The organism is Halocynthiibacter namhaensis (genome assembly GCF_000812685.1).
Classification (GTDB): domain Bacteria; phylum Pseudomonadota; class Alphaproteobacteria; order Rhodobacterales; family Rhodobacteraceae; genus Halocynthiibacter; species Halocynthiibacter namhaensis.
In genome coordinates, this window is record NZ_JWIF01000056.1 from 550,090 (window position 1) to 572,411 (window position 22,322).

Genomic DNA, 22,322 nt, shown 5'->3' on the forward strand with positions numbered 1-22,322 from the left:
ACAAGCTAGCGTACCATTAGAATCAAAACAGGCAAATTTTGCAATTTTCACGGCTTAAGTTGAACGGCTTTAAAAGCTTCGTTGATCCGACCGACTTGGTCATTCAAGAGGGGCTGTCCGGTGTCGTGGGGCCTAATGGCTGTGGGAAGTCGAACCTGTTGGAAGCTTTGCGTTGGGTGATGGGGGAAAACCGACCATCGGCGATGCGTGGCGGGGGTATGGAAGATGTAATCTTTGCTGGCGCATCCACACGCCCGGCCCGCAATTTTGCCGAAGTTGTTTTGCAAATTGATAACTCTGAACGGTTGGCCCCAGCGGGTTTTAATGATGAAGACACACTTGAGGTCACGCGCCGCATCACGCGCGACGCGGGCAGTGCCTATAAGGCCAACACCAAGGATGTGCGCGCGCGCGATATTCAGATGTTGTTTGCGGACGCATCGACCGGTTCACATTCGCCCGCATTGGTACGCCAAGGTCAGATCTCTGAGCTGATCAATTCCAAACCCAAGGCCCGACGCCGGATCTTGGAAGAGGCTGCGGGCATTTCTGGTTTGTATCAACGCCGTCACGAGGCCGAGTTGAAGTTGAAGGGTGCCGAAAACAATCTGACGCGTGTCGATGATGTGATTGAACAATTGGCTGCACAGCTTGCGCAATTGGCCCGTCAGGCCCGTCAAGCCGAACGTTATCGCACGATTGGAGCTGATCTGCGGAAGGCGGAAGGAATTCTATTGTTCCGCCGCTGGAAAGAGGCAGAAGAAGGGCGCCTTTTGGCGGACAATCAATTGCGTGAAGCAACGGTTTTGGCGTCAAAGGCTGACAGCCAGGTGCGTGAAAAAACGAAGCAACGCGAACTTGAAGAAGGTAAATTGCCTGCTTTACGTGAAGAAGAGGCCATTGGTGCCGCAGTGCTGCAACGCTTGCAGGTGCAACGTGATACGCTGACTGATCAGGAAAAAAATGCACGTCAAATGATTGCGCGTCTGGAAAGTCGCATTGAGCAACTGACACGCGATAAGACCCGCGAGAACGGGTTGAATCATGACGCGCAGGAAACAATCGGACGTTTGGAATGGGAGCAAGAGCAGCTGTCAAAAGCCGCAGATGGTTATGAGGAAAAGCTGTCTATTGCCGAAGCCGAAAGCCGGGGTGGTGCGTCGATCTTGCAGGAACGCGAAGATGCCTTGTCTCAGTTAACGGAAGATGTAGCGCGTCTTGCAGCCCGCCATCAATCAGCGCATCGCTTGCTGGATGACACACGCAAGATTTTGTTAAAGAACGAAAGTGACGCTGACCGGGCCCGTCAGGAAGTGCTTCGATCTCGGGAGGCACGCGCACAAGCGCAGGATTGTCTAAACGTTTCCACCGTTGCACGGGATGTCGCGCAAACCAAAGCGGAAGAAACAGACATTGCATTGAATACCGCAGATTTGGCCCGTGAAGCCGCGCAGGAACTGGAATCAGACGCGCGTGCTGAGCGATCCGAAGCCGAAGGAGAGGCGAACGCCTTGCGGGCCGAGACCGCGGCTTTGACGCGATTGGTGGAACGCGATACCGGTGAACATGGGCAACTTTTGGACGAAGTGAAAGTGGTTGACGGCTATGAACAAGCCCTAGGTGCTGCTTTGGCAGATGATCTGAAAGCCCCTGAAGTTGCACCGGATGTGGCCTCGGGGTGGGCAGCGTTGCCTGACTATGAAGACGACCAGGGTCTTCCCGATGGGGCAATGCCTTTGGCGTTACATGTTTCGGTTCCGGGCGTTCTGTCTCGCCGTATGGGGCAAGTCGGGCTTGTGCCGCGTGAGGCAGGCCCCAAGTTGCAATCTGCCTTGAAGCCTGGACAACGTTTGGTCAGTCGTGAAGGGGATCTGTGGCGCTGGGACGGGTTCCGTTTGGCGGCGGGGGATGCGCCTTCTGCGGCCGCGATGCGCTTGCAACAGTTGAACCGACTTGCCGAATTGACCCGATCACTGAATGCCGCAACCAAGCGCGCAGCCACAGCCGTGCAAACGCATGAAGACTTAACGCGTCAACTTGTACAACGCACCGAAGCCGATCGTGCCGCACGTGAAGCGCGCAAATTGGCGGATCGATCTTTGGCAGATGCCACGCGCGCGATGTCCTCATCCGAAGCCGAACTGTCCATCGCTGCTGGCAAAATGGAAAGCTTAGGCCTGGCCGTTGAACGTTTTGAGGAAGAGGCGCTGGGCGCACGCAGAACGGTTGAAGAAGTCGAAGCACAGGTTGCGGGTCTGGAGGATCTGGATGCCGCACGTGCCTCTGTTGACGATATCAAATTGACGGTTGAAGCCGCGCGGATGACGATGATGTCTAAGCGGTCTAGCTATGATGAATTGCGCCGAGAAGGCGAGGCGCGTTTAAGGCGTCGCCAGGAAATCACCAAGGAAATTTCGGGATGGCGGTTGCGATTGCAAACCGCAGAACAGCAGCTATCAGAAATTGACGAACGTCGCTTGCAATCCGAAGCCGAATTGAAGGAAGCTTCAACAGCACCCGCTGAATTGGCTGCCAAACGAGATGAACTTTCCGATGCCATTGCCGAAGCTGAAGAACGCCGACGTTTGGCGGCTGATAAATTGTCCCAAGGGGAAACGACTTTGCGCGATGCCAGTGCAGCAGAGCGCGCAGCAGAACGCACATTATCGGAAGCACGAGAAGTGCGTGCCAGAGGTGAAGCGCGTTCTGAAGCTGCACGCGAGGCCGTTGCACATGCGGAAGAGCGCATTGATGAAGAACAGGAATGCACCGCGGCAGAATTGCTGGAAACATTGGATATTGATCCAGATAGAATGCCTGTCATGGAGACAATTGAGGCTGATGTTGCCCGTTTGAAGCGTCAACGAGAGGCATTGGGTGCTGTCAATTTGCGTGCGGAAGAAGACAGTAAAGAAGTGCGCGAGGAACACGTTACGCTGGTGGCGGAAAAGACCGACCTTGAAGATGCGATTAAGGCCCTGCGGTCTGGTATTGCGAGCTTGAACAAAGAAGGGCGCGAACGCCTTTTGAAGGCGTTTGATCAAGTGAATTCGAATTTCTCGGTTTTATTCACCCATCTGTTTGGCGGCGGCGAAGCGAAGCTTGTATTGGTGGAAAGCGACGATCCGCTTGAAGCTGGACTTGAGATCATGTGTCAGCCTCCTGGGAAGAAACTGTCGACCCTTTCGTTGCTGTCGGGGGGCGAACAAACCCTAACCGCTATGGCATTGATATTTGCGGTGTTTCTGGTGAACCCCGCGCCCATTTGCGTCTTGGACGAGGTCGACGCACCTTTGGATGACGCCAATGTGACGCGCTTTTGTGATCTCTTGGATGAGATGTGTCGACGCACGAAGACACGTTTTCTGATCATCACTCACCACGCGGTCACCATGGCCCGGATGGATCGCTTATTTGGGGTGACCATGGCGGAACAAGGGGTCAGCCAACTGGTTTCTGTTGATCTAAAAAAGGCGACGACACTGGTGGCTTAGCGCTTCACTTGAATGTGACTGGCCGATTGCATGCTTTGAGCGCTGCGATCTGATGGTGCAAAATGGTGGTCGTTTGGTTCTTATAACGCAAAAGGGCGAACGTTTTCCAGTTCGCCCCCCTTCTTGATTTCATCGAAACTTACAGACGGTTTAACAGATCCACAGTCGGCCAAGCGTCTGCTGGTAAGCCAAGGCGGATCTGTTCCGCTTGGACGGCCGCGCGGGTCTTGGCACCCAAAATACCGTCGACACCGCCCACATCATGGCCTCGGTTTTGCAACGCGCGTTGTAGGTTTTCCATCTGATTTCCTGATAGGGCGCGTGTTGGATTGCCTGCATTGTAACGGGTGGCACCTTCCAGGCGGTTGGCGAAATAGGCCGCGGTGGTCACGTAAACAAAGCTTTTGTTCCACTCAAAATAAACGTGAAAATTTGGGTAGGCGAGGAAGGCAGGGCCGTTGCGTCCCATGGGTAGCAAAACAGAGGCTTGCAAGTTAGTCGCGCCCAGATTGCCTTCGCGGGGCTGTACCCCCATGCGCGCCCAATCGCGCACGGAAAATGTGTGGTTCAGGCCAGTTTTGGCCCAATCCAAATCGGATGGAACTATGATTTCTTGCAACCATGGTTCGCCCGCGCGCCAGCCAAGGCTGCGCAGCATGTTTGCGCCGGACAGCAAGGCATCCGGGGCAGATGTTTTCAGGCTGACTTGGCCGTCGCCGTCACCATCAATACCATTGCGAATGATGTCTTCAGGCAGCATCTGAACCATGCCGATTTCACCGGCCCAGGCACCCTTGGTGCGTTGTGGATCAAAATTTCCGGTTTCATAAAGTTCAAGTGCTGCGAAAACCTGAGGGCGGAACAATTCAGGGCGGCGGCAATCATGAGCCAAAGTCACCAAAGAATTTAATGTGTTGAAGTCACCTTGGACTGCGCCGAAATCGGTTTCAAACGCCCAGAAAGCAAGAAGAACGCCACGCGATACGCCGTATTCGCGTTCCATCCGGTCGAAGACTGCATCATAACGCTGGGCGTTGCGGCGGCCGTTGTCGATGCGCCCTTGCGAAATCAGCCGTTGAGAAAAATCTAGGAAGTCTTTTTGAAAGACCCCTTGTGAGCGGTCAGCGCGTAGTGTGGCCGGATCTTGGCGGACGTTGGCAAAAAAACGATCAACGGTGACTCGATCGTGACCGCTGTTACGCGCTTCGCGTTTGAGACCGCTGACAAAATTATTAAACCCACCGCCGCAGCTTTGTGCCAAAACAGGCTGAACAAAGGCGGTGGAAATTAGCAGGGCGGCGCCTGCAAAAAAAGAAGAAACTCGCATCATGTGCTCCTGAATATTTTGGCCAAGATAGATCGCGCGCTGCCTTGTGGCAACGCGTGCGCAGGATCAGATGGGATTGCCTAGCAAATTGCGCGGATCATCGCCACAACCAGCGCGCCGGCAAGGACGATTGCCCAGCTTTTCCACAAGACAAGGCAGGCCGCTTCGATGTCTGCCTCATTCGCGTTTTGTCGGCCTTGTTCATTCACCCAAGGGAAGTCACGCATCTCGCCCTCATAAGACCGTGGGCCTGCCAATGCGACACCAAGTGCACGGGCCATTGCGGCTTCCGGCCAGCCTGCATTGGGGGATCGGTGTTTTATAGCATCTGTACGAATGTCGGTGAATTTCGCGGTGACACGTGCGGCCAATAGGATGATCAGTGCAGTCAAACGCGCAGGGATCCAGTTCAAAACATCATCGAGACGTGCACAGGCCCAACCAAAACTGTTGTGGCGTGGGGTGCGATAGCCGATCATGGAATCCGCCGTATTGACGATCTTATAGATCAAAAGCCCAGGCAGACCTGCAACGACAAACCAGAAAAGCGGCGCGACCAAGCCGTCCGAAAAGTTTTCAGCGGCGCTTTCAATTGCGCTGCGTGCAACACCTTCACGGGACATGCCATTTGTATCACGCCCGACGATGCGCCCGACCATGATGCGCGCGTCTGCGGTGGACATGCGTAAAGCATCAGCGACCGCCTGGACATGTTGAATAAGGCTGCGCTGCGCCAAAAGAAACGCGCCGACAAAAACCGAAATATACCAACCGAGAGGGAGGCTGCATATGATCAGCGCAAGGGCGAACATGCTTGCGACCAGACCTAGACAGACGAGAATGCCATTCACCTTGCGTGTTGCCTCATCGTCATCGTCGTCATTGAACCGTTGGTCTGCCCAATCGATCAGCTTTCCCATCATCACGGCGGGATGCGGAATTTTGGACCAAAGGGATTTTGGATCACCGATGAGGGCATCGAGTAGCAAAGCAAAGACAGGTATCATACGGGTGGTTCCATCATATTGAATTTGGGCGATCAGGTGGAAGGTTATGTCGATCCTGTTTCGCAACGCATTTCTAAGGCGGTCTGCAATAAAACGAAACCGCATAATCATTTGATGACCTTGGCTGCGGTTTTGTGCCGATTAGATGATTCGCTTCGAAATTTTATATTGCGCCACGCGGATTGTCAGATGTGACAAATTGAATCAGCCTGTCCCAGTATCGAGGCGAATGTCTCAGCAACAAAACATAGCATGTTGTGAATTTGGAGGCGGGATTCGCAGATTTGCATATAAATACCGTTTCAAATTGCAAACCAGGCGAAAATGAGCTGACAAGATTTCTTTTCCCCTACCCAAAAAATGAAAAATCACCAAAAATAAGAGGCGAGGAAAAACGGATGGGTTTTTGAAGCGCTTTTGAACTTTTGTCTAGGTAGAAAAGCTGTCCTTGAACAGTTAACACCTAGCGATTGCAAAGCTTAACTTGGAGAAAAATGTGCGCGTTTTGATCGTTGAATCATCAAAAGAGCTTGGTCAAATATGGCAAAGATATCTTGAACGTGCGGATTGCGAAGTTACCTTGGTTCACGATCAAGAAAGCGCAACTGATATCTTAACCACAGCAAACTTCGCCGTCATCATTTTAGATTTGGCGCTTGAGGGCGGCAGCGCGTTGGCTGTGGCGGATTATGCAAGTTTTCGTCTGCCTGATGCACAGGTGGTTTTCGTCACCAACACATCATTTTTCTCAGACGGATCGATCTTCCAACATATCCCAAATGTGCGGGCTGTGGTGCAGCGTGAAACCCCTCCGTCTGATTTGACCGAGATGGTCCGTTATTACGCCAACGACAGCTGATCTCGCGTGTGGGGTGCAAGGAAATCTTGATCCGGGTTAATTGGAATGATCCTAGTTGGGTTAATCGTGTCGTGGCTGTAATGGTAATGACGCACGATATGGTCCATTGCGACGGTATCGGCGACGCCCGGAATTTGATATAACTCTCGGGTGAATGCCCAAAGATTTGGATAATCGATGAGGCGTTTTTTGTTACATTTGAAGTGCAAATGATAAACTGGGTCAAAGCGCACTAAAGTTGTAAACAGTCGCCAGTCGGCCTCGGTTTGAATTTGCCCAAGAAGGTATCGATGGTCGGATAGATGCTCTTCTAGCCAATCCAGCGCGTCGAACAACGTCATGACAGCATCATCATACGCGGTTTGGGTGGTCGCAAATCCTGCACGATAAACACCATTGTTGATTTGCGCATAAATTCGGTCGTTGAATGCTTCGATTTGATCACGCTTGCCGAGAGGCCAAAAATCTAAGCTGTTGTCTGTGATGTGATCAAACGCGCTGTTGAACATACGAATGATCTCTGAGCTTTCGTTGGACACGATTGTGTTGGTTTCTTTGTCCCACAACACAGGCACTGTGACACGGGTTGTGACGTTGGGCGTGTCGGCTAGGTATACCTCGCGCATGAAGTCATGCCCTTGCAAAATATCGCCCGTGGCCCCTGGAAAATTGTTTTGAAAGGTCCAACCGTCGCCCAGCATATCAGGGTGAACGACAGAAATGTCGATATGATCTTGCAGACCTTTGAGCGTGCGAAAGATCAATGCGCGGTGGGCCCATGGGCAGGCATAAGAGACATACAGATGGTATCGCCCACTTTGCGCTTTATAACCACCACGCCCACTTGGTCCGGGGCGTCCGTCTTTGGTGACCCAATTGCGAAATCCTGCGTCTTGGCGTTTGAAGCTGCCCTGATTTGATTTTGTATCATACCAGCTGTCTTGCCATTTTCCGTTGACCAAAAGTCCCATTTCGCGTTCCTAAATCCAATTTACAGCCCATAATTTATGCGGATTCTGGCGGTAGGCCATTGTCTATTGGCGCGCAGAAACTGTGCATCCTTGAGAAGTCTGTGAAGACTGAATCCCTGCGAATTCCGGAAACTGCCAAAAAGGTTAACTTGACCTTCACCTTGTCTAGGGCATGATAAAGGCGGGTGATGAAGAGGTTCAAAATGTCTACGTATATTTCAGATGAAGTTCAGGCTGGCTTGGATCAAGCACGTCTGAAGGCCGAGAAACGCAACAGTCGCTTGCGTGTACAGGTGGATGAGAAATTCTATCCAGTGCTAAAATTATGGGATACTGGGTTTTCCCTAGATGCCGCGGACGCGCCGAATTTACGTGGTTTGGTTGATTTATATGATGGCGGACGTCACCTGTATCAGTGTTTGATCGTTGCTTCAGAAGCGGAATTCGGTCGCATGAAATACGATTTCAAACGCAACACGGCTGTGCTGGACAAAGCACCATTGGATTTTGTGCGTGATGAAAACGCCCCAATCGCATTGCTTGGTTCGTCCTAAGGCCGGATCTCGACCGTGGTGCCTACTGGGGTGACGCGCCACAGTTCTTCGATGGCGTCGTTGGAAATGGCGATGCAACCTGCTGTCCAATCCCAAAGAATCGTGGCCATGCCGAATCTATCATTCGGTTGGCCGTGAATGAAAATATCCCCGCCTGGCGAAACACCGGCTTGCGCGGCCTGCGCCCGGTCGCTTGCTTGGGGGTAATCAATGCCCAGCGATAGATGAAACGCGCTTTTTGGGTTGCGTCGATTGACGGTGAAAATGCCTTCCGGTGTCTTTCCATCCCCTTCTTGGAACTTATCACCAACGGGTTCAAAACCTAAAAACATATCATAACTGCGTAAAGCCTCGCCCGCACGAAACACGGTCATGCGACGTGCCGATTTTTCGATCAAGATATGGTCAATTTGCCCAGTTAAAGGGGCAAGAGGCGCGACAACTGGCGGTGTTGTGGCGGGCGTCGGGGCAAAATGGATTTGCCAATAAACAGCCCCGGCGATTATCGCGATGATTGCAATAATCGCCAAGAATAGGTTTTTCAGAAAACGCTTCACTGAAGATCTTCAAATGCTTTCTGCAGTCGCTTCACGGCTTCGACGATATTGGCGCGTGGGGTTGCGAAATTGAAGCGCAAATACTGTTCACCACCTTTGCCAAATGTGATGCCATGGTTCGCGGCAATCTTTGCATCCTCTTGAACACGTTTGATAAACTCGTCGCTGCTCATGCCGGTACCAGAGAAATCCGCCCAGCTTAGATAGGTCGCTTCCATGTGCATGGATTTAACGCCGGGGATGGCATTGAGACCTTCATCCAGAATGCGGCGATTTTCATTGAGATAGGCAACAAGCGCGTCAAGCCAAGCAGCGCCAGCTTCGGAATATGCCGCCTCGGCCATGTAGATGCCGAAAGAATTCGCGGAAATGCCCATTGCATTCATGCGTTTTTGAAAACGTGCGCGCAGGTCTAGATCATGGATAATGACGTTGCCAGAATGGCTGCCTGCAATGTTGAAGGTTTTTGTCGTCGCGGTCATCATAACAAGGCGTTCCGCGACGGTTTCATCGACATTCGCCATTGGAATATGGGTGGCCCCCGGAAACACCAGATCGTGGTGGATTTCGTCAGAAACCAAGATCAGATCGTGACGCTTTGCGAAGTCAATGACGCCTTGCAATTCTTCCCGTGACCAAACACGCCCGCCCGGATTATGCGGCGAACAGAACACCAACATGGTTTCATTGCCTGTCATTTGTGCGTCATAAGCGGCGAAATCCATTTTATATTTGCCATCTTCGACAACCAATGGGCATTCAACAACTTGGCGGTCAGACGCCTCGATCACGCGGGCAAAAGCGTGATACACGGGGGTGAATAGAACCACGCCATCGCCTGGCTTGGTGAAGCTATCGACACACATGGATGTTCCGTTGACAAGGCCATGGGTCGTGAAGATCGCGGCTGGATCGACCGTCCAGTTGTGACGGGTCTTCATCCACCAACATATTGAATCTTTATAGGATTTCTCGTCGGCATAATAGCCGTAGACGCCCTGATCCTTCATGGTTTCCAGCGCATCCTGGACAGATTGTGGCGGGCGAAAATCCATGTCTGCCACCCACATCGCGATGCCTTCATCGCGCGGCACGCCATAGACGGGTTCCATTGCATCCCATTTGGCGGAATGTGTGTTGCGGCGGTCGATGATCTCGTCGAAATTCATGGTGGTTTCCTTTTTGTTGGAAGGCAAGGTACAGGCTTTATTCACAGGTGCAAGAGGCGTTGCAACGCGGGCGCGCATGTCTTAAATCAGGCCCATGACCATACGCCCGATCTTGATCCACCCCGACCCGCGCCTGAAAAAGGCATGTGCCCCCATCGCATCCATTGATGACGAGCTGAAGAAGCTTGCCGATGACATGCTGTCAACCATGTATGACGCGCCTGGCATTGGCCTTGCCGCGCCGCAGGTTGGTATTTTGCAACGGTTGATCGTGTTGGATTGTGACAAGGACGAAGGCGTTGAGCCCGATCCGATTGTGATGTTCAACCCTGAGATTATTCAAGAAAGCGACAGCCGCAGCACCTATGACGAAGGATGCCTGTCGATTCCTGATCAATATGCCGAAGTTGAGCGCCCTGCCGAAGTTGCTGTGCGTTGGATGGACCGTGATGGTGCAATTCGTGAGGCAGAGTTTGACGGTCTTTGGGCGACATGTGTTCAGCATGAGATTGACCATTTGAACGGGGTGTTGTTTATCGACCATCTGAAGCCGCTGAAACGTCAGATGATCACGCGTAAGATGCAGAAGTTAAAGCGCGAACTGGCGCGAGGGTGAGCGTATGATCCGCAATATCGTCAAACATCCAGACCCGGTTTTACGGCAAATCTGTGAACCGGTCGCACAGTTTGACGATATGTTGGACGCGCTGGCCTATGATATGTTGCAGACAATGTATGACGCGCCGGGTCGTGGCCTTGCGGCGCCACAAGTGGGCATCACACGGCGGATCTTTGTGATGGATGCGACTTGGAAAGACGGGCCGCGCACGCCGATGGTGTTTGTGAATCCTAAGGTGGTGGGCACATCTGAAGATCAAACAAGTTTGGATGAAGGGTGCTTGTCTATCCCCAATGAATTGACGCGGGTGACACGGCCGTCTGTTGTGAAAATGGCTTGGCAGGATCTTCGGGGTGCCGAGCAGACCGGGGATTTCTCGGGGTTCGCGGCGGCTTGTGTTCAGCATGAACTTGACCACCTAAATGGGATTTTATGTATCGATTATCGGAAGGAAGACCATGCAGGGTAATTCGCTTGCTTACGTGGCTTGGCCAGACAAACGCTTGCGCAGCACTGCCCAAGATGTGACTGAAATCACGGATGAAACCCACCAAATTTGGGCGGATATGGTCGCGACAATGGACGCTATGCCAGGTGTTGGTTTGGCGGCTGTGCAAATTGGTGTCATGAAGCGTTTGGCCGTCGTTGATGCCTCAGACGAGCGCGGGAAAGCTGTGCTGATGGCCAATCCTGAGATTTTGCATGCCTCAGCGCAGTTGCGCGAACATGAGGAAGCCAGCCCAAATTTGCCCGGCGTGTCTGCCGTGATCAGCCGCCCTCGTGCGGTGACTGTACGCTTCATGAACGCCGATGGTGAGATGGAAGATCGCGATTTTGTGGGCATTTGGGCGACCTCTGCACAGCATCAAATCGATCATCTCGCGGGCAAAATGTATTTTGACCATTTGAAATCCGTGAAGCGCCAGATGCTTGTGAAGAAAGCCCAAAAATTCATGAAATCCGGGGGCAAGTGATGCGTGTTATCTTTATGGGCTCGCCTGTTTTTTCGGTCTCGGCTTTGGATGCATTGGTTGGCGCAGGGCATGAAATTGTTTGTGTATATTGTCAGCCGCCGCGACCGGCTGGGCGTGGAAAAAAGGACCGCCCGACAGCCGTTCAAGCGCGCGCGGAAAAACTGGGATTTCCTGTGCGTCATCCTGTGAATTTTAAGGATCCCGCTGACGTTGCCGATTTCGCTGATTTGAATGCCGATATCGCGGTCGTTGTCGCATATGGTTTGATCTTGCCGCAGGATATTTTGGACGCGCCTTCAAAGGGATGTCTGAATATTCATGCATCGCTTTTGCCACGTTGGCGGGGTGCTGCCCCAATTCACCGCGCCATTATGGCTGGCGACGCGCAAAGCGGCGTTTGCATCATGCAGATGGATGCGGGGCTTGATACAGGGGGCGTGCTTTTACGTGAAGCGTTGGACATTGGCGCGGACGAGACAACTGCAGAACTGCATGACCGATTGGCCCTATTGGGCGGAGATCTGATCGTGCAAGCCGTTGATACATATGATGATCTAACGCCAGTGCCGCAGCCAGAAGATGGCGTATGTTATGCGCATAAAATTGATAAATCTGAATCCAAGATTGATTGGTCACAGCCTGCAGAACAGGTTTCGCGTCAAATTCGCGGTCTTTCACCCTTTCCGGGGGCCTGGTGTTTGCTGAATGGGGAACGCTTGAAGTTGCTGGGCTGTGAATTGGCAGATGGTGTTGGAACGCCGGGTGAGGTGCTTGATGATCACTTGCGTGTCGCATGTGGATCGAGGGCAATTCGTTTGAGCCGATTGCAACGGGCGGGAAAAGCTGCGCAAGATGCGGATGTGTTTCAACGGGGTAAGCCGATTGAAATCGGGACGATTTTGTAAGGGAAATCTGATGCTTTTGGTGTTGATGGGAACTGTGGTGATTGCCGGAATAATTGGCTATGCATCTGAAAAATCTGGATTTACTGAGAATGGATATCTCTCGTCGATCATCATTTGTGTCGGCGGGGCGTTCTTGTTCTATTTTGTGCGCATCATGTTTGGTGTTGGCTTCGCATCCCCCGGTACGAATGCAATTGTGTCGTCAGTTGGGGCGTTGGTAATCGTCCCCTTCCATTGGAGGAAATGATGGGTCTTATTATATTTTTACTGGTGGTCGGTACGGCCGCAGGGTTTATTGCAACACGCATGATGGATCTTGAGTTGGACCTTGTTTCCACAGTTGCCATCGGCGTGTTAGGGGCCGTCATTGGTGGGGTTTTGCTGCGCTTTTTGGCCGTCGCAGCTGGTTGGCTGGGAGGCTTCGTCGGAGCAGTTCTTGGAGCGGTCCTATTGATCTGGGTTTGGAAGAGATATGGGCCAAAGCGCTGAAATATATTGCTTTTCAAACACTTTAACCCGTTGACTAAATACTGCTAGCGTTTCTTCTTAAAGGGGGCCATGCCTTCGCGGGCGAGTTCATCCGCACGTTCGTTCTCGGCATGACCTGCGTGACCTTTGATCCACTTCCAGATCACTTGATGGCGGGCTTGCGCGGCGTCTAGGCGCTTCCAAAGGTCTTCATTCTTTACGGGCTTTTTCGCCGCGGTTTTCCAACCGTTTTTCTTCCATCCGAAAATCCATTTGGTCACACCGTCTTTCACATAGGAACTGTCGGTTGTGATCGTCAATTCTGATGGCCGTTCCAAAATCTCAAGCGCAGAAATTGCGGCCATCAATTCCATGCGGTTGTTGGTGGTTTCGGGTTCGCCCCCCTTCAAAGTACGTTCCTTGATGACGGCGTCGCCGTCCATTGCGCGCAGCAATACGCCCCACCCTCCGGGGCCGGGGTTTCCAGAACATGCACCATCGGTCCAAGCGTTGAGATCAGGCATTTGCAGGCTTTCGTAGAGTGATTGTAATGTGTTGGGCTTCTTCACCGCTAAGACCGTTTGAGGTGCCTCGGGTGACTTCAGGGTGTATAAGCCCGGTATCGGTAAGATGCGCCAGAAGCTCAACTTCCGAGAAATAGGAATAGAGACGGCCAATTTTGTCACGGTGTTCGCCCGTACCAAGCTTCATTCCGATGTAAAACAGACCGCCAGGTTTGAGAGCGCTGACAAGACGCAAAATCAGACTGGGGAAGAGATCGCGTGGGGCGTGCAGCAGGCTGAAGCTGGCCCAGATCGCATCATATTCATGGTGGGTGTCGATGTCTTCAAAGCGCGCCACACGAGCAGGAATGCCGGATTTTTGGGCAAGCGCGACCATTTCGGATGACGCATCTACCGCATCTACGATATGGCCTGCGTCCATCATGGTTTTTGCCATATGCCCAGGACCACAACCTAAATCCAAGACATGGGCCTTCGGGTCAAGTTGACCGATAAAGCTTAACAACTCGGGAAGCTTGGCTTCACCGCTGTTGGTTTCGGCATAATCTTCGCTTCGTGCGTTGTAGACTGCGATCGTTTCGGCATCTGTGGTCATCTTATTTGGTCTCTAATACTAAAGCCATAGGGGACTGCGTTCAGAAGAAATGGGATAGGTACACGGCCCTTCCTACGCAGTTTGACGTAGGATGCGCGGCACTTTAAATTCGATGTTTTCTTCGGCAGTTTCAATCAGTTTAATGGTGATATCATGACGCGCTTTAAACGCTTCGATCACTTCGTCCATCAAGACCTCTGGGGCCGAGGCACCGGCGGTAAGGCCGACAGATTTAATACCGTCAAGGGCACGCCAGTCGATGTTTGTCGCGCGTTCCACCAGTTGGGAATAATTGCATCCAGCTGCGGCTCCGACCTCTACCAAGCGGCGCGAGTTTGAAGAATTTGGCGCGCCAATCACCAGGATTGCGTCAACCTTTGGTGCCATGGCTTTGACCGCGTGCTGGCGGTTGGTTGTTGCATAGCAGATGTCTTCTTTGTGTGGTCCCTTGATCAACGGAAAGCGAGATTGGAGCGCGGCAACAATGTCGGCTGTGTCATCAATCGACAGGGTTGTTTGGGTGATGTAGGCCAATTGTTCTGGATCGCGCACGTCGAGTTTTGCGACATCGGCTGGTGTTTCAACCAGTAGAACTTCGCCTTTCGGCAGTTGGCCCATGGTGCCAATGGTTTCCGGGTGCCCATCGTGCCCGATCATCACCATCTGCAAACCGTTTTCTGAATGGCGCTCAGCCTCGATGTGAACTTTTGACACGAGCGGGCAAGTCGCATCCACCCAGATCATTTGACGCGCTGTTGCGGCCTCGGGTACAGATTTGGGCACACCATGAGCGGAGAAAATAACAGGACGGTCATCGGGGCAATCTGTAAGTTCTTCTACGAAAACCGCGCCTTTGGCCTTCAACCCATCCACCACGAATTTATTATGCACGATCTCGTGACGCACATAGACGGGCGCGCCCCACTTCTCGATTGCCATTTCCACGACGCGAATGGCGCGAACGACGCCGGCGCAAAAGCCGCGAGGCGCTGCAAGATAAATTGTCAGAGGGGAAAGATTGGTCATGTCGCCATCCTGTAATTGCCCACATGGTTTAGGCGCAGAGGTGGTGAAGGTCCAGACCTAGCGCCCAGATAGGGGGCGCGTAAATGGGAAGTGTGTGATCGCGACGCCGTGGTCTGCCGCGATCACACTTGTTAAAAGCTGTGCTTACTCGTCTGCAGTTTCAGGAACCGCAGGGTCGAAATGTTCGCGCGGAGGCCGCCCGATCACATCTTTAAGATCCTGCAATTCAATGAAGTTATCCGCCTGGCGACGAAGTTCATCTGAAATCATTGGAGGTTGCGAGCGAATTGTTGAAACAACAGATACGCGAACGCCCTTGCGTTGAATGCTTTCGATCAGCGGTCTGAAGTCTCCATCCCCAGAGAACAACACAATGTGATCGACATGGGGCGCGAGCTCCATGGCATCTACGGCAAGTTCAATGTCCATATTGCCCTTTACCTTACGGCGACCCATGGAATCTGTATATTCTCGTGCCGGCTTGGTGACCATTGTGAACCCATTATAGTTCAACCAGTCGACCAGAGGTCGGATCGGGGAATATTCGTCATTTTCCAAAAGTGCAGTATAGTAAAACGCCCGCAGCATTCGACCGCGGCGCATGAACTCATGTCGCAACAATTTGTAGTCGATGTCAAAACCCAGTGACTTTGCAGCAGCGTATAGGTTAGAGCCATCAATGAACAGCGCCAGCCGTTCGTCTTTATAAAACATGAAATCCCTTTCGGTATTTTATCGTTTCGTCCCGAATTACTAATTATATGAGGCCTGGCGACCTCGTTCTCGAAACTTAACACATCTAATCGCTATACGCATGGGGGAAGAGCTTGAAAAGTCACAATACCTATCACAAAGCCTTGATTGCTCTCGGGGCGAACGATGCATTGGAATCACCCCTTATGGTGGAACGATTGCAAAATGCACTTCTGGAAATGGCCTGCGAGAAATTGCGTGTCATTGAGGTGAGCCGTTTTTATGAATCCCCTTGTTTTCCTGCGGGGATAGGCAATGATTTTGTGAATGCGGTGGCCCTTCTTGAGGTCAATATGACACCAAATGACCTGCTGCAGCACTTGCATAATGTAGAGGATAAATCCGGGAGAATTCGCATTTTGCGATGGGGAACGCGTCCTCTGGATCTCGACTTGCTGGCCATAGAAAAAAATATCATTCCCGACGCCGAAACCTATAACCATTGGCGCAACCTGTCTTTATCGACACAAATGGAGCGCGCTCCGGATGAAATTATCTTGCCGCATCCGCGAATCACTGACCGTGGATTCGTTTTGCTGCCGTTGCGTGATGTGGCCCCAGATTGGGTACACCCGGTGTCCGGTGAAACCGTGGATGAACTTATTGGTGCCCTTCCGCCTGAGGCGATTGATGGTGTGGTGCCAATTGACCTTTGAAGGCAGCGATTTGGCGTGAAACTAAGGGTCAGGGCGAGGGCAGGGGTGTAATACTGGGGGAATTGGCGTTTGATCTCTACAAATCAATCTAGCTTTCATAGTAAGGTTTTCAATTCGCGCTTGAATTCTGTTGCGCCGCAGCGTAAATCATCGGTTTCAGACATCCGCTATAAATTGGAGCTCCCATGGCCCGCGTTACGGTTGAAGATTGCGTCGACAAAGTACAGAACCGGTTTGAACTGGTAATGCTTGCCTCTCATCGGGCTCGTGAAATTTCTGCGGGTGCGGAAATCACAGTTGATCGTGATAAAGATAAAAACCCTGTTGTTGCATTGCGTGAAATCGCTGAAGAGACACAGACTGCTGACGAGCTGCGCGAGCGCGCCATCGAAAGCAACCAAACCCAGATTGAAGTTGATGAGCCAGAAGAAGACGCAATGGCGCTTTTGATGGGGGCTGAAGCGGACAAGCCTGCGGATGATGACATGAGCGAAGAGCGCCTTCTGCGTCAACTTATGGAAGCGCAAGGCCAGGGTTAACCTAGTAGGGCCCAGCAGCGGGCCCGGAAGAGAACGGCCAGGATGGCAGCAGAAACAACTGTCGACGACCTTATCGGACGCGTCCGCGCCTATAACCCTAAATGCAACGAAAACTTGATCCGCGCGGCGTTTGATTACGGCGCGCGTATGCACGACGGGCAGTTCCGTCATTCAGGTGAACCCTATTTCACCCATCCCGTTGCGGTGGCAATGATTGTCGCAGACCAAAAGCTGGACGATGCAACGATCATCACCGCGCTTTTGCATGATACAATTGAAGATACTGGATCCACTTGGGGTGAAGTTGCCGAGATGTTTGGCCGGGAGGTGGCTGAACTTGTCGATGGTGTGACCAAGTTGACCAATCTGCAGTTGTCATCCTCAGAGACGAAACAAGCGGAAAACTTCCGTAAACTGTTCATGGCCATGGCCAAGGATATGCGCGTGATTTTGGTGAAGCTGGCCGATCGATTGCACAATATGCGCACGATCAAATCAATGCGCCCAGAAAAGCAGATCCAAAAAGCACGCGAAACTGTCGACATATTTGCGCCACTGGCTGGGCGTATGGGCATGCAGTGGATGCGCGAAGAGCTTGAAGATCTAACCTTTGGTGTGTTGAACCCAGAGGGGCGGACATCGATCATGCGTCGGTTCGTGCATCTGCGCGACGAAAGCGGGGATGTCATTGAAAAGATTACCAATGACATCGAAAGTGAGCTTGAAAAAGCAGGGATCACAGCCGAAGTCTATGGTCGGGCGAAGCGTCCATATTCCGTGTGGCGAAAGATGGAAGAGAAAGATCAAGGTTTCTCTCGTCTATCTGATATTTATGGGTTCCGTGTGATCGTTGACAGCAATGCTGATTGTTACCGAGTCTTAGGTGCAATCCACGAAAGATGGCGCGCTGTTCCAGGGCGCTTTAAAGACTATATTTCACAGCCAAAATCCAACGGGTATCGATCGATTCACACGACGGTTTCTGGGCGCGACGGCAAGCGGGTTGAAGTGCAGATTCGCACCAACCAGATGCATGACGTGGCCGAGGTCGGTGTTGCGGCGCATTGGTCTTATAAAGACGGTGTACAAAGTGAAAATCCTTTTGCTGTTGACCCCGCCAAATGGGTTGCGACCCTGAATGAGCGTTTTGACACGGCTGATGACCACGACGAGTTTCTCGAACATGTCAAACTTGAGATGTACACCGATCAGGTTTTTGGCTTCACGCCCAAAGGCGAAGTGATCAAGCTGCCTCGTGGTGCAACGCCGCTTGATTTCGCTTATGCCATTCACACGCGCATTGGCGACAGTTGTGTCGGTGCACGCATTGATGGCATTCGCGTGCCGCTGTGGACGCGCATTCGTAACGGTCAATCGGTCGAAATCACGACTGCGGAAGGTCAGCGCCCGCAAGCAACCTGGCTTGATATTGTGGCAACCGGCAAGGCGAAGGCCGCGATTCGTCGCAGTTTACGCGAAGATGATCGCGAACGATTTGTGAAGCTCGGGCGCGAGCTGGCGCGCGTAGCCTTTGAACATATCGGCAAAGTTGCCAGTGACAAAGCGCTCTCGACGGCCGCGCGCCATCTTGGCTTGCGCGACAGTGAGTCCCTGTTGGCCCGTCTCGGTAGCGCGGAACTGACCGCGCGTGACGTGGTTGAAACACTGTATCCTGAACTGGCCGATGGTGCTGGGGACGAAGTGGCGACGGATCGCGCGGTTTTGGGGTTGTCCCAAGGGCAAGATTCAAAGCGTGGATTGTGTTGTCAGCCTGTGCCGGGCGAAAGAATCGTTGGAATCACCTATCGTGGTCAAGGCGTGGTTGTACATGGCATCGATTGCCCGGTCCTATCGGATTTGGCGGATAACCCAGAGCGCTGGGTAGATTTGCATTGGCATTCTGGTCGTCATGGTCCTGTGCATACGGTCACATTAAATGTTGCGATTAGTAACGATTCTGGTGTGTTGGGTCGTATTTGCACATTGATTGGCGAACAAAAGGCCAATATCTCGGATTTGAAATTTGTGGAACGTAAACCGGACTTTTACCGCCTGTTGATAGATGTGGATCTGCGGGATGCGGAACATTTGCATACGGTAATGATGGGGCTTGAAGCTGACAGCGATGTTGCTTCAATCGAACGTCACCGGGATTATGAACGCAAACCATGAATGAATATTGCCGCGCTGTTGTGCTGCACAAAGCTTAGGCAAGGGGCTTAGGGTGGTCTTTAAAAGACGAGACAAAAGACCAAATTTGGTCGTTGTACGAAATTTTCTCTGGCCTAGGTCTGGCTGGAAACGTGCGTATCAATATGTGAAGCTTCGTTTGCACCGCTTGCCTGATCCGCCGCATCGCATTGCGCGCGGCGTTTTTGCTGGGGTCTTCACAAGCTTCACGCCGTTTTTTGGACTGCATTTTTTTGTAGCGATGTTCATCGCGAAAATGATGCGCGGAAATATCCTGGCCGCTTTGCTTGCGACGTTCTTTGGCAACCCGTTGACTTTCCCGTTTATCGCGGCCTCGAGTCTTAAGCTTGGCCAATATATCCTTAGTCTATTGGGGCGAGATGCATCTTCAGATGGGCAGGCGCATGACGTTGGGGTTGGGGTCACGCTGTGGCATAATTTCCTTGCGATTTTCACTGAACAGGACGCAAATTGGAGCTTCCTTTGGGATTTTTACAACTCGGTTTTCTTGCCTTACTTGGTGGGCGGGTTGATCCCTGGCTTGATTTCAGGGGTTGTGTGTTACTACATGACCGTTCCGGTGATTGATCTGTATCAGAAGCGCCGCAAAGGGCGTTTGATGCAGAAATTCGAAGAATTGCGCGCGAAGAAAGCTGCGAAAGCGGCCGAAGACGCGGCCGTCGCTGCGGCACAAAAAGCTGAGAAAGCTCGTGCTAAATGGGAAGATGCCCGGGACGCTGCTGAAATGGCCGCAGAGGAATCGGCGCGTGTGCAAGAAGAAATGGCGCAAAAAGCGGCTGACCTTCCTGAAAGAGGAGAGTAGGCTTCTGTGAGAATCACGTGGGCCTGTTTGATGGGGCCCGCAGAACGGACAGGAGTGTGCCATGAGCGTGAATTTTGCTGGAAAGCTCAGACTTGGTGTAAACATCGACCATGTCGCCACGGTGCGCAACGCACGCGGTGGTGAATATCCTGATCCCGTGCGTGCTGCGAAACTGGCAGAAGAAGCTGGCGCAGACGGCATCACCGCGCACCTGCGCGAAGATCGCCGCCACATTACCGACCCTGACATTGATCGCTTGATGGACGTGTTGGATGTACCATTGAACTTTGAAATGGCCGCGACCGAAGAGATGCAAACAATTGCGTTGCGCCATAAACCCCATGCCGTGTGTATTGTCCCTGAAAAGCGCGAAGAAAAAACCACCGAAGGCGGGTTGGAAGTGGCACGCGAAGAAAATCGCTTGGCCCATTTCATCGCCCCCATTCGTGATGCGGGCTGTCGCGTGTCCCTTTTTGTCGCGTCTGAACAGCGCCAAATTGAAGCGGCCGCGCGTATTGGTGCCAATATTGTTGAACTGCATGCGGGCCCGTATTGTGATTTGTTTTCAGAGGGTAAGTTTGACGAAAGCCAAGGGGAACTGGAACGTCTGCGCGAAATGTCTGCTTATGCACATTCGCTTGGGCTTGAAGTGCATGCGGGCCATGGTTTCACCTATGAAACGGTACAGCCCGTCGCGGCCTTCCCGGAAGTGCTTGAACTTAACATCGGGCATTTCTTGATCGGTGAAGCGATCTTCCGCGGCCTTACCCCGGCCATTCACGAAATGCGCCGATTGATGAATGAAGCACGCGCATGACATCTTTGGTAAACCTGAAACGCTACGCGCTTGTCTATGTGGCGACGGTGATCGGCATTACGGTTGGGATTGAAGTGTTATGGCGCCTGGCGGGGGTTGATTTGAACAGCACCGGTACCACAGTTTTACCCGCCATGGCTGCGGCCATGCATGAGGGAAGAAAGCGCGCCGAGATCAACACCAACGCCTATTCCAACAGCGAAGCTTGGAGCGCTGCGATATGGATGACGCTTGTTGCGCTGGCAATTGGGATTGTAACATTGGCCGCACTCGCTGTCGCCCCAGCCTTTGCCGACACGTTCCAAGGTCTTCCGGTCTCTGTTTGGATGGTGGTGCTTGTTGTGCTTGGCATCGTGTATTTGTTGTGCAACCGGTTCTTTTTGACGCTGGGATACAACGGTCATCGAAAGGCAATTGATAAGAAGTTAGAAGATGACTTTAGCTGAGTTATCGTTCCTCTGGGTCGCGTGGATCGTTGCTGGGGGCAGTCCTGGCCCCGCGAACCTTGCGATTGCGGGGACCTCAATGAACGTGGGGCGCAAGGCGGGGTTATGTTTCGCTGTTGGCGTTCTTTCGGGCAGCATGTTTTGGGGCTTGATGGCGGCATTGGGCATGGGGGCATTGATGCTTGCCCATGTTTGGGTCTTTGAAGTGTTGCGATATTTGGGCGCGGCATATTTGCTGTACCTAGCGATCAAATCATTGCGTTCGGCGCTGAATGCGTCACATGCCGGGGCAGGGAGCGCACATCACGGCACGCCCTTACAGATATACGGCAAAGGCATGTTGTTGCACCTGACAAATCCCAAAGCGATCCTGTCTTGGGGGGCGGTCTATGCGGTTGTAATCCCTGGGGATGCCGGGATTATGGGGGCATTGGCGCTTTGGGGGTTTTTGCTGACGGGATCGGCTTTGGTTTTTATTGGCTATGCGTTCTTGTTTTCATCCCCCGCCATGGTGCGCGCATATATGAAAATGCGTCGCGGATTTGAATTTGCCTTCGCGTTTATGTTTGGCGCGGCTGCCTTGAAGATTTTCACAGCGAGGTTGGTCGGATGATATTGGGTATTGGGACGGATCTCGCGAATATTGAACGCATTTCAGGTACACTTGATCGGTTTGGGGATCGATTCAAAAACCGGGTTTTCACGGAGACGGAACAGGCGAAGGCGGAGCGGCGTAAGGATATCGCGGGCACTTACGCCAAACGTTGGGCTGCGAAGGAAGCGTGTTCAAAAGCGCTTGGCACGGGGCTTGCGATGGGCATTACGTGGAAAGATATGGCGGTGAGCAATCTTAAAACTGGCCAACCCGTGATGGAGGTCACAGGCTGGGCGCTTGAACGTCTTAATGAGATGACCCCAGAGGGACATGAAGCAATTATCCATGTGACCTTGACGGATGATCATCCTTGGGCCCAAGCTTTTGTGGTGATCGAGGCGCGACCTGCCATCGGGTAATACCCGTGATCCGGTTGACTCCGAGGGCTGTGACC

26 protein-coding genes are annotated in these 22,322 nt (G+C 52.4%); 17 read left to right on the forward strand and 9 right to left on the reverse strand.

What is annotated here, in order from left to right; translation table 11 throughout:
- Nucleotides 1–38 precede the first annotated feature (38 nt).
- Nucleotides 39–3,494 (forward strand): chromosome segregation SMC family protein, encoded by a 3,456-nt coding sequence (locus RJ38_RS10720; RefSeq protein WP_039018788.1) that lies wholly within the window; start codon nucleotides 39–41, stop codon nucleotides 3,492–3,494.
- A gap of 139 nt (nucleotides 3,495–3,633) precedes the next feature.
- Here RJ38_RS10720 and RJ38_RS10725 read toward each other — a convergent pair whose 3' ends face one another.
- Together RJ38_RS10725 and cbiB are read right to left on the reverse strand one after the other, a co-directional pair.
- Nucleotides 3,634–4,821, reverse strand: a complete 1,188-nt coding sequence (locus tag RJ38_RS10725) for a lytic murein transglycosylase (RefSeq protein WP_238321678.1) — start codon at nucleotides 4,819–4,821, stop codon at nucleotides 3,634–3,636.
- A gap of 80 nt (nucleotides 4,822–4,901) precedes the next feature.
- Nucleotides 4,902–5,828 (reverse strand): adenosylcobinamide-phosphate synthase CbiB, encoded by a 927-nt coding sequence (gene cbiB / locus RJ38_RS10730; RefSeq protein ID WP_039018938.1) that lies wholly within the window; start codon nucleotides 5,826–5,828, stop codon nucleotides 4,902–4,904.
- 496 nt (nucleotides 5,829–6,324) lie between these two features.
- Here cbiB and RJ38_RS10735 point away from each other — a divergent pair, with 496 nt between their 5' ends.
- Nucleotides 6,325–6,687, forward strand: coding sequence for a response regulator (locus tag RJ38_RS10735; RefSeq protein ID WP_039018790.1), 363 nt, complete (start codon nucleotides 6,325–6,327; stop codon nucleotides 6,685–6,687).
- Here RJ38_RS10735 and RJ38_RS10740 read toward each other — a convergent pair.
- The gene (locus RJ38_RS10740; protein WP_039018791.1) at nucleotides 6,669–7,658 is read right to left on the reverse strand and encodes a glutathione S-transferase family protein; all 990 of its coding nucleotides are present in this window, start codon (nucleotides 7,656–7,658) and stop codon (nucleotides 6,669–6,671) included. The two genes, RJ38_RS10735 and RJ38_RS10740, sit on opposite strands and share 19 nt — an antisense overlap.
- Before the next feature lie 203 nt (nucleotides 7,659–7,861).
- Here RJ38_RS10740 and RJ38_RS10745 point away from each other — a divergent pair, with 203 nt between their 5' ends.
- Nucleotides 7,862–8,212 (forward strand): hypothetical protein, encoded by a 351-nt coding sequence (locus RJ38_RS10745; RefSeq protein ID WP_039018792.1) that lies wholly within the window; start codon nucleotides 7,862–7,864, stop codon nucleotides 8,210–8,212.
- Here RJ38_RS10745 and RJ38_RS10750 read toward each other — a convergent pair.
- A complete protein-coding gene (locus tag RJ38_RS10750; protein WP_039018793.1) occupies nucleotides 8,209–8,769 on the reverse strand; it encodes a L,D-transpeptidase family protein in 561 nt (186 codons plus the stop codon). The genes RJ38_RS10745 and RJ38_RS10750 overlap by 4 nt on opposite strands.
- Entirely contained in the window at nucleotides 8,766–9,938 is a 1,173-nt protein-coding gene (locus RJ38_RS10755; protein ID WP_039018939.1) for a MalY/PatB family protein, read from the reverse strand. Before RJ38_RS10755 ends, RJ38_RS10750 begins: the two co-directional genes overlap by 4 nt.
- 94 nt (nucleotides 9,939–10,032) lie before the next feature.
- Between RJ38_RS10755 and def (RJ38_RS10760) the strand changes: the two genes are divergently transcribed.
- The 6 genes from def (RJ38_RS10760) to RJ38_RS10785 are packed head-to-tail and all read left to right on the forward strand — an operon-like array spanning nucleotide 10,033 to nucleotide 12,925.
- Nucleotides 10,033–10,554 carry a peptide deformylase gene (gene def, locus RJ38_RS10760; protein ID WP_039018794.1) on the forward strand — a complete coding sequence of 174 codons (522 nt, stop codon included), beginning with the start codon at nucleotides 10,033–10,035 and terminating at the stop codon, nucleotides 10,552–10,554.
- A gap of 4 nt (nucleotides 10,555–10,558) precedes the next feature.
- Nucleotides 10,559–11,026 (forward strand): peptide deformylase, encoded by a 468-nt coding sequence (gene def, locus RJ38_RS10765; RefSeq protein ID WP_039018795.1) that lies wholly within the window; start codon nucleotides 10,559–10,561, stop codon nucleotides 11,024–11,026.
- Entirely contained in the window at nucleotides 11,016–11,531 is a 516-nt protein-coding gene (gene def / locus RJ38_RS10770) for a peptide deformylase (protein ID WP_039018796.1), read from the forward strand. Before def (RJ38_RS10765) ends, def (RJ38_RS10770) begins: the two co-directional genes overlap by 11 nt.
- On the forward strand, nucleotides 11,531–12,436 hold the full coding sequence (gene fmt / locus RJ38_RS10775) for a methionyl-tRNA formyltransferase (protein WP_039018797.1): 906 nt from the start codon (nucleotides 11,531–11,533) through the stop codon (nucleotides 12,434–12,436). Before def (RJ38_RS10770) ends, fmt begins: the two co-directional genes overlap by 1 nt.
- Before the next feature lie 10 nt (nucleotides 12,437–12,446).
- Nucleotides 12,447–12,683 (forward strand): hypothetical protein, encoded by a 237-nt coding sequence (locus RJ38_RS10780; protein WP_039018798.1) that lies wholly within the window; start codon nucleotides 12,447–12,449, stop codon nucleotides 12,681–12,683.
- On the forward strand, nucleotides 12,683–12,925 hold the full coding sequence (locus RJ38_RS10785; protein ID WP_039018799.1) for a GlsB/YeaQ/YmgE family stress response membrane protein: 243 nt from the start codon (nucleotides 12,683–12,685) through the stop codon (nucleotides 12,923–12,925). Before RJ38_RS10780 ends, RJ38_RS10785 begins: the two co-directional genes overlap by 1 nt.
- A gap of 44 nt (nucleotides 12,926–12,969) precedes the next feature.
- Here RJ38_RS10785 and rnhA read toward each other — a convergent pair whose 3' ends face one another.
- The 4 genes from rnhA to RJ38_RS10805 form a co-directional block, all read right to left on the reverse strand.
- Complete coding sequence (rnhA, locus tag RJ38_RS10790) at nucleotides 12,970–13,428, reverse strand: ribonuclease HI (protein WP_039018800.1); 459 nt, start codon at nucleotides 13,426–13,428, stop codon at nucleotides 12,970–12,972.
- Nucleotides 13,421–14,023, reverse strand: a complete 603-nt coding sequence (locus RJ38_RS10795; protein ID WP_039018801.1) for a class I SAM-dependent DNA methyltransferase — start codon at nucleotides 14,021–14,023, stop codon at nucleotides 13,421–13,423. The genes rnhA and RJ38_RS10795 overlap by 8 nt, the downstream gene beginning before the upstream one ends.
- Before the next feature lie 72 nt (nucleotides 14,024–14,095).
- The gene (ispH, locus tag RJ38_RS10800) at nucleotides 14,096–15,049 is read right to left on the reverse strand and encodes a 4-hydroxy-3-methylbut-2-enyl diphosphate reductase (protein ID WP_039018802.1); all 954 of its coding nucleotides are present in this window, start codon (nucleotides 15,047–15,049) and stop codon (nucleotides 14,096–14,098) included.
- Between the two features lie 144 nt (nucleotides 15,050–15,193).
- Nucleotides 15,194–15,763 carry a LabA-like NYN domain-containing protein gene (locus RJ38_RS10805; RefSeq protein WP_039018803.1) on the reverse strand — a complete coding sequence of 190 codons (570 nt, stop codon included), beginning with the start codon at nucleotides 15,761–15,763 and terminating at the stop codon, nucleotides 15,194–15,196.
- Nucleotides 15,764–15,876: 113 nt separating this feature from the next.
- Between RJ38_RS10805 and folK the strand changes: the two genes are divergently transcribed.
- The 8 genes from folK to acpS all read left to right on the forward strand — a co-directional run bounded on the left by folK (nucleotide 15,877) and on the right by acpS (nucleotide 22,287).
- Entirely contained in the window at nucleotides 15,877–16,458 is a 582-nt protein-coding gene (gene folK, locus RJ38_RS10810) for a 2-amino-4-hydroxy-6-hydroxymethyldihydropteridine diphosphokinase (RefSeq protein WP_039018804.1), read from the forward strand.
- Nucleotides 16,459–16,643: 185 nt separating this feature from the next.
- Nucleotides 16,644–16,997 carry a DNA-directed RNA polymerase subunit omega gene (gene rpoZ / locus RJ38_RS10815; RefSeq protein ID WP_039018805.1) on the forward strand — a complete coding sequence of 118 codons (354 nt, stop codon included), beginning with the start codon at nucleotides 16,644–16,646 and terminating at the stop codon, nucleotides 16,995–16,997.
- A 42-nt stretch (nucleotides 16,998–17,039) separates the two neighbouring features.
- Entirely contained in the window at nucleotides 17,040–19,169 is a 2,130-nt protein-coding gene (locus RJ38_RS10820) for a RelA/SpoT family protein (RefSeq protein WP_039018806.1), read from the forward strand.
- Nucleotides 19,170–19,221: 52 nt separating this feature from the next.
- A complete protein-coding gene (locus RJ38_RS10825) occupies nucleotides 19,222–20,010 on the forward strand; it encodes a DUF2062 domain-containing protein (protein ID WP_082005707.1) in 789 nt (262 codons plus the stop codon).
- 61 nt (nucleotides 20,011–20,071) lie between these two features.
- Nucleotides 20,072–20,827 (forward strand): pyridoxine 5'-phosphate synthase, encoded by a 756-nt coding sequence (locus tag RJ38_RS10830; protein WP_039018807.1) that lies wholly within the window; start codon nucleotides 20,072–20,074, stop codon nucleotides 20,825–20,827.
- Entirely contained in the window at nucleotides 20,824–21,273 is a 450-nt protein-coding gene (locus tag RJ38_RS10835) for an ABZJ_00895 family protein (protein WP_039018808.1), read from the forward strand. Before RJ38_RS10830 ends, RJ38_RS10835 begins: the two co-directional genes overlap by 4 nt.
- Nucleotides 21,260–21,886 (forward strand): LysE family translocator, encoded by a 627-nt coding sequence (locus RJ38_RS10840; protein WP_039018809.1) that lies wholly within the window; start codon nucleotides 21,260–21,262, stop codon nucleotides 21,884–21,886. Before RJ38_RS10835 ends, RJ38_RS10840 begins: the two co-directional genes overlap by 14 nt.
- Nucleotides 21,883–22,287, forward strand: coding sequence for a holo-ACP synthase (gene acpS, locus RJ38_RS10845; protein WP_039018810.1), 405 nt, complete (start codon nucleotides 21,883–21,885; stop codon nucleotides 22,285–22,287). The genes RJ38_RS10840 and acpS overlap by 4 nt, the downstream gene beginning before the upstream one ends.
- The last annotated feature ends 35 nt before the right edge of the window (nucleotides 22,288–22,322 follow it).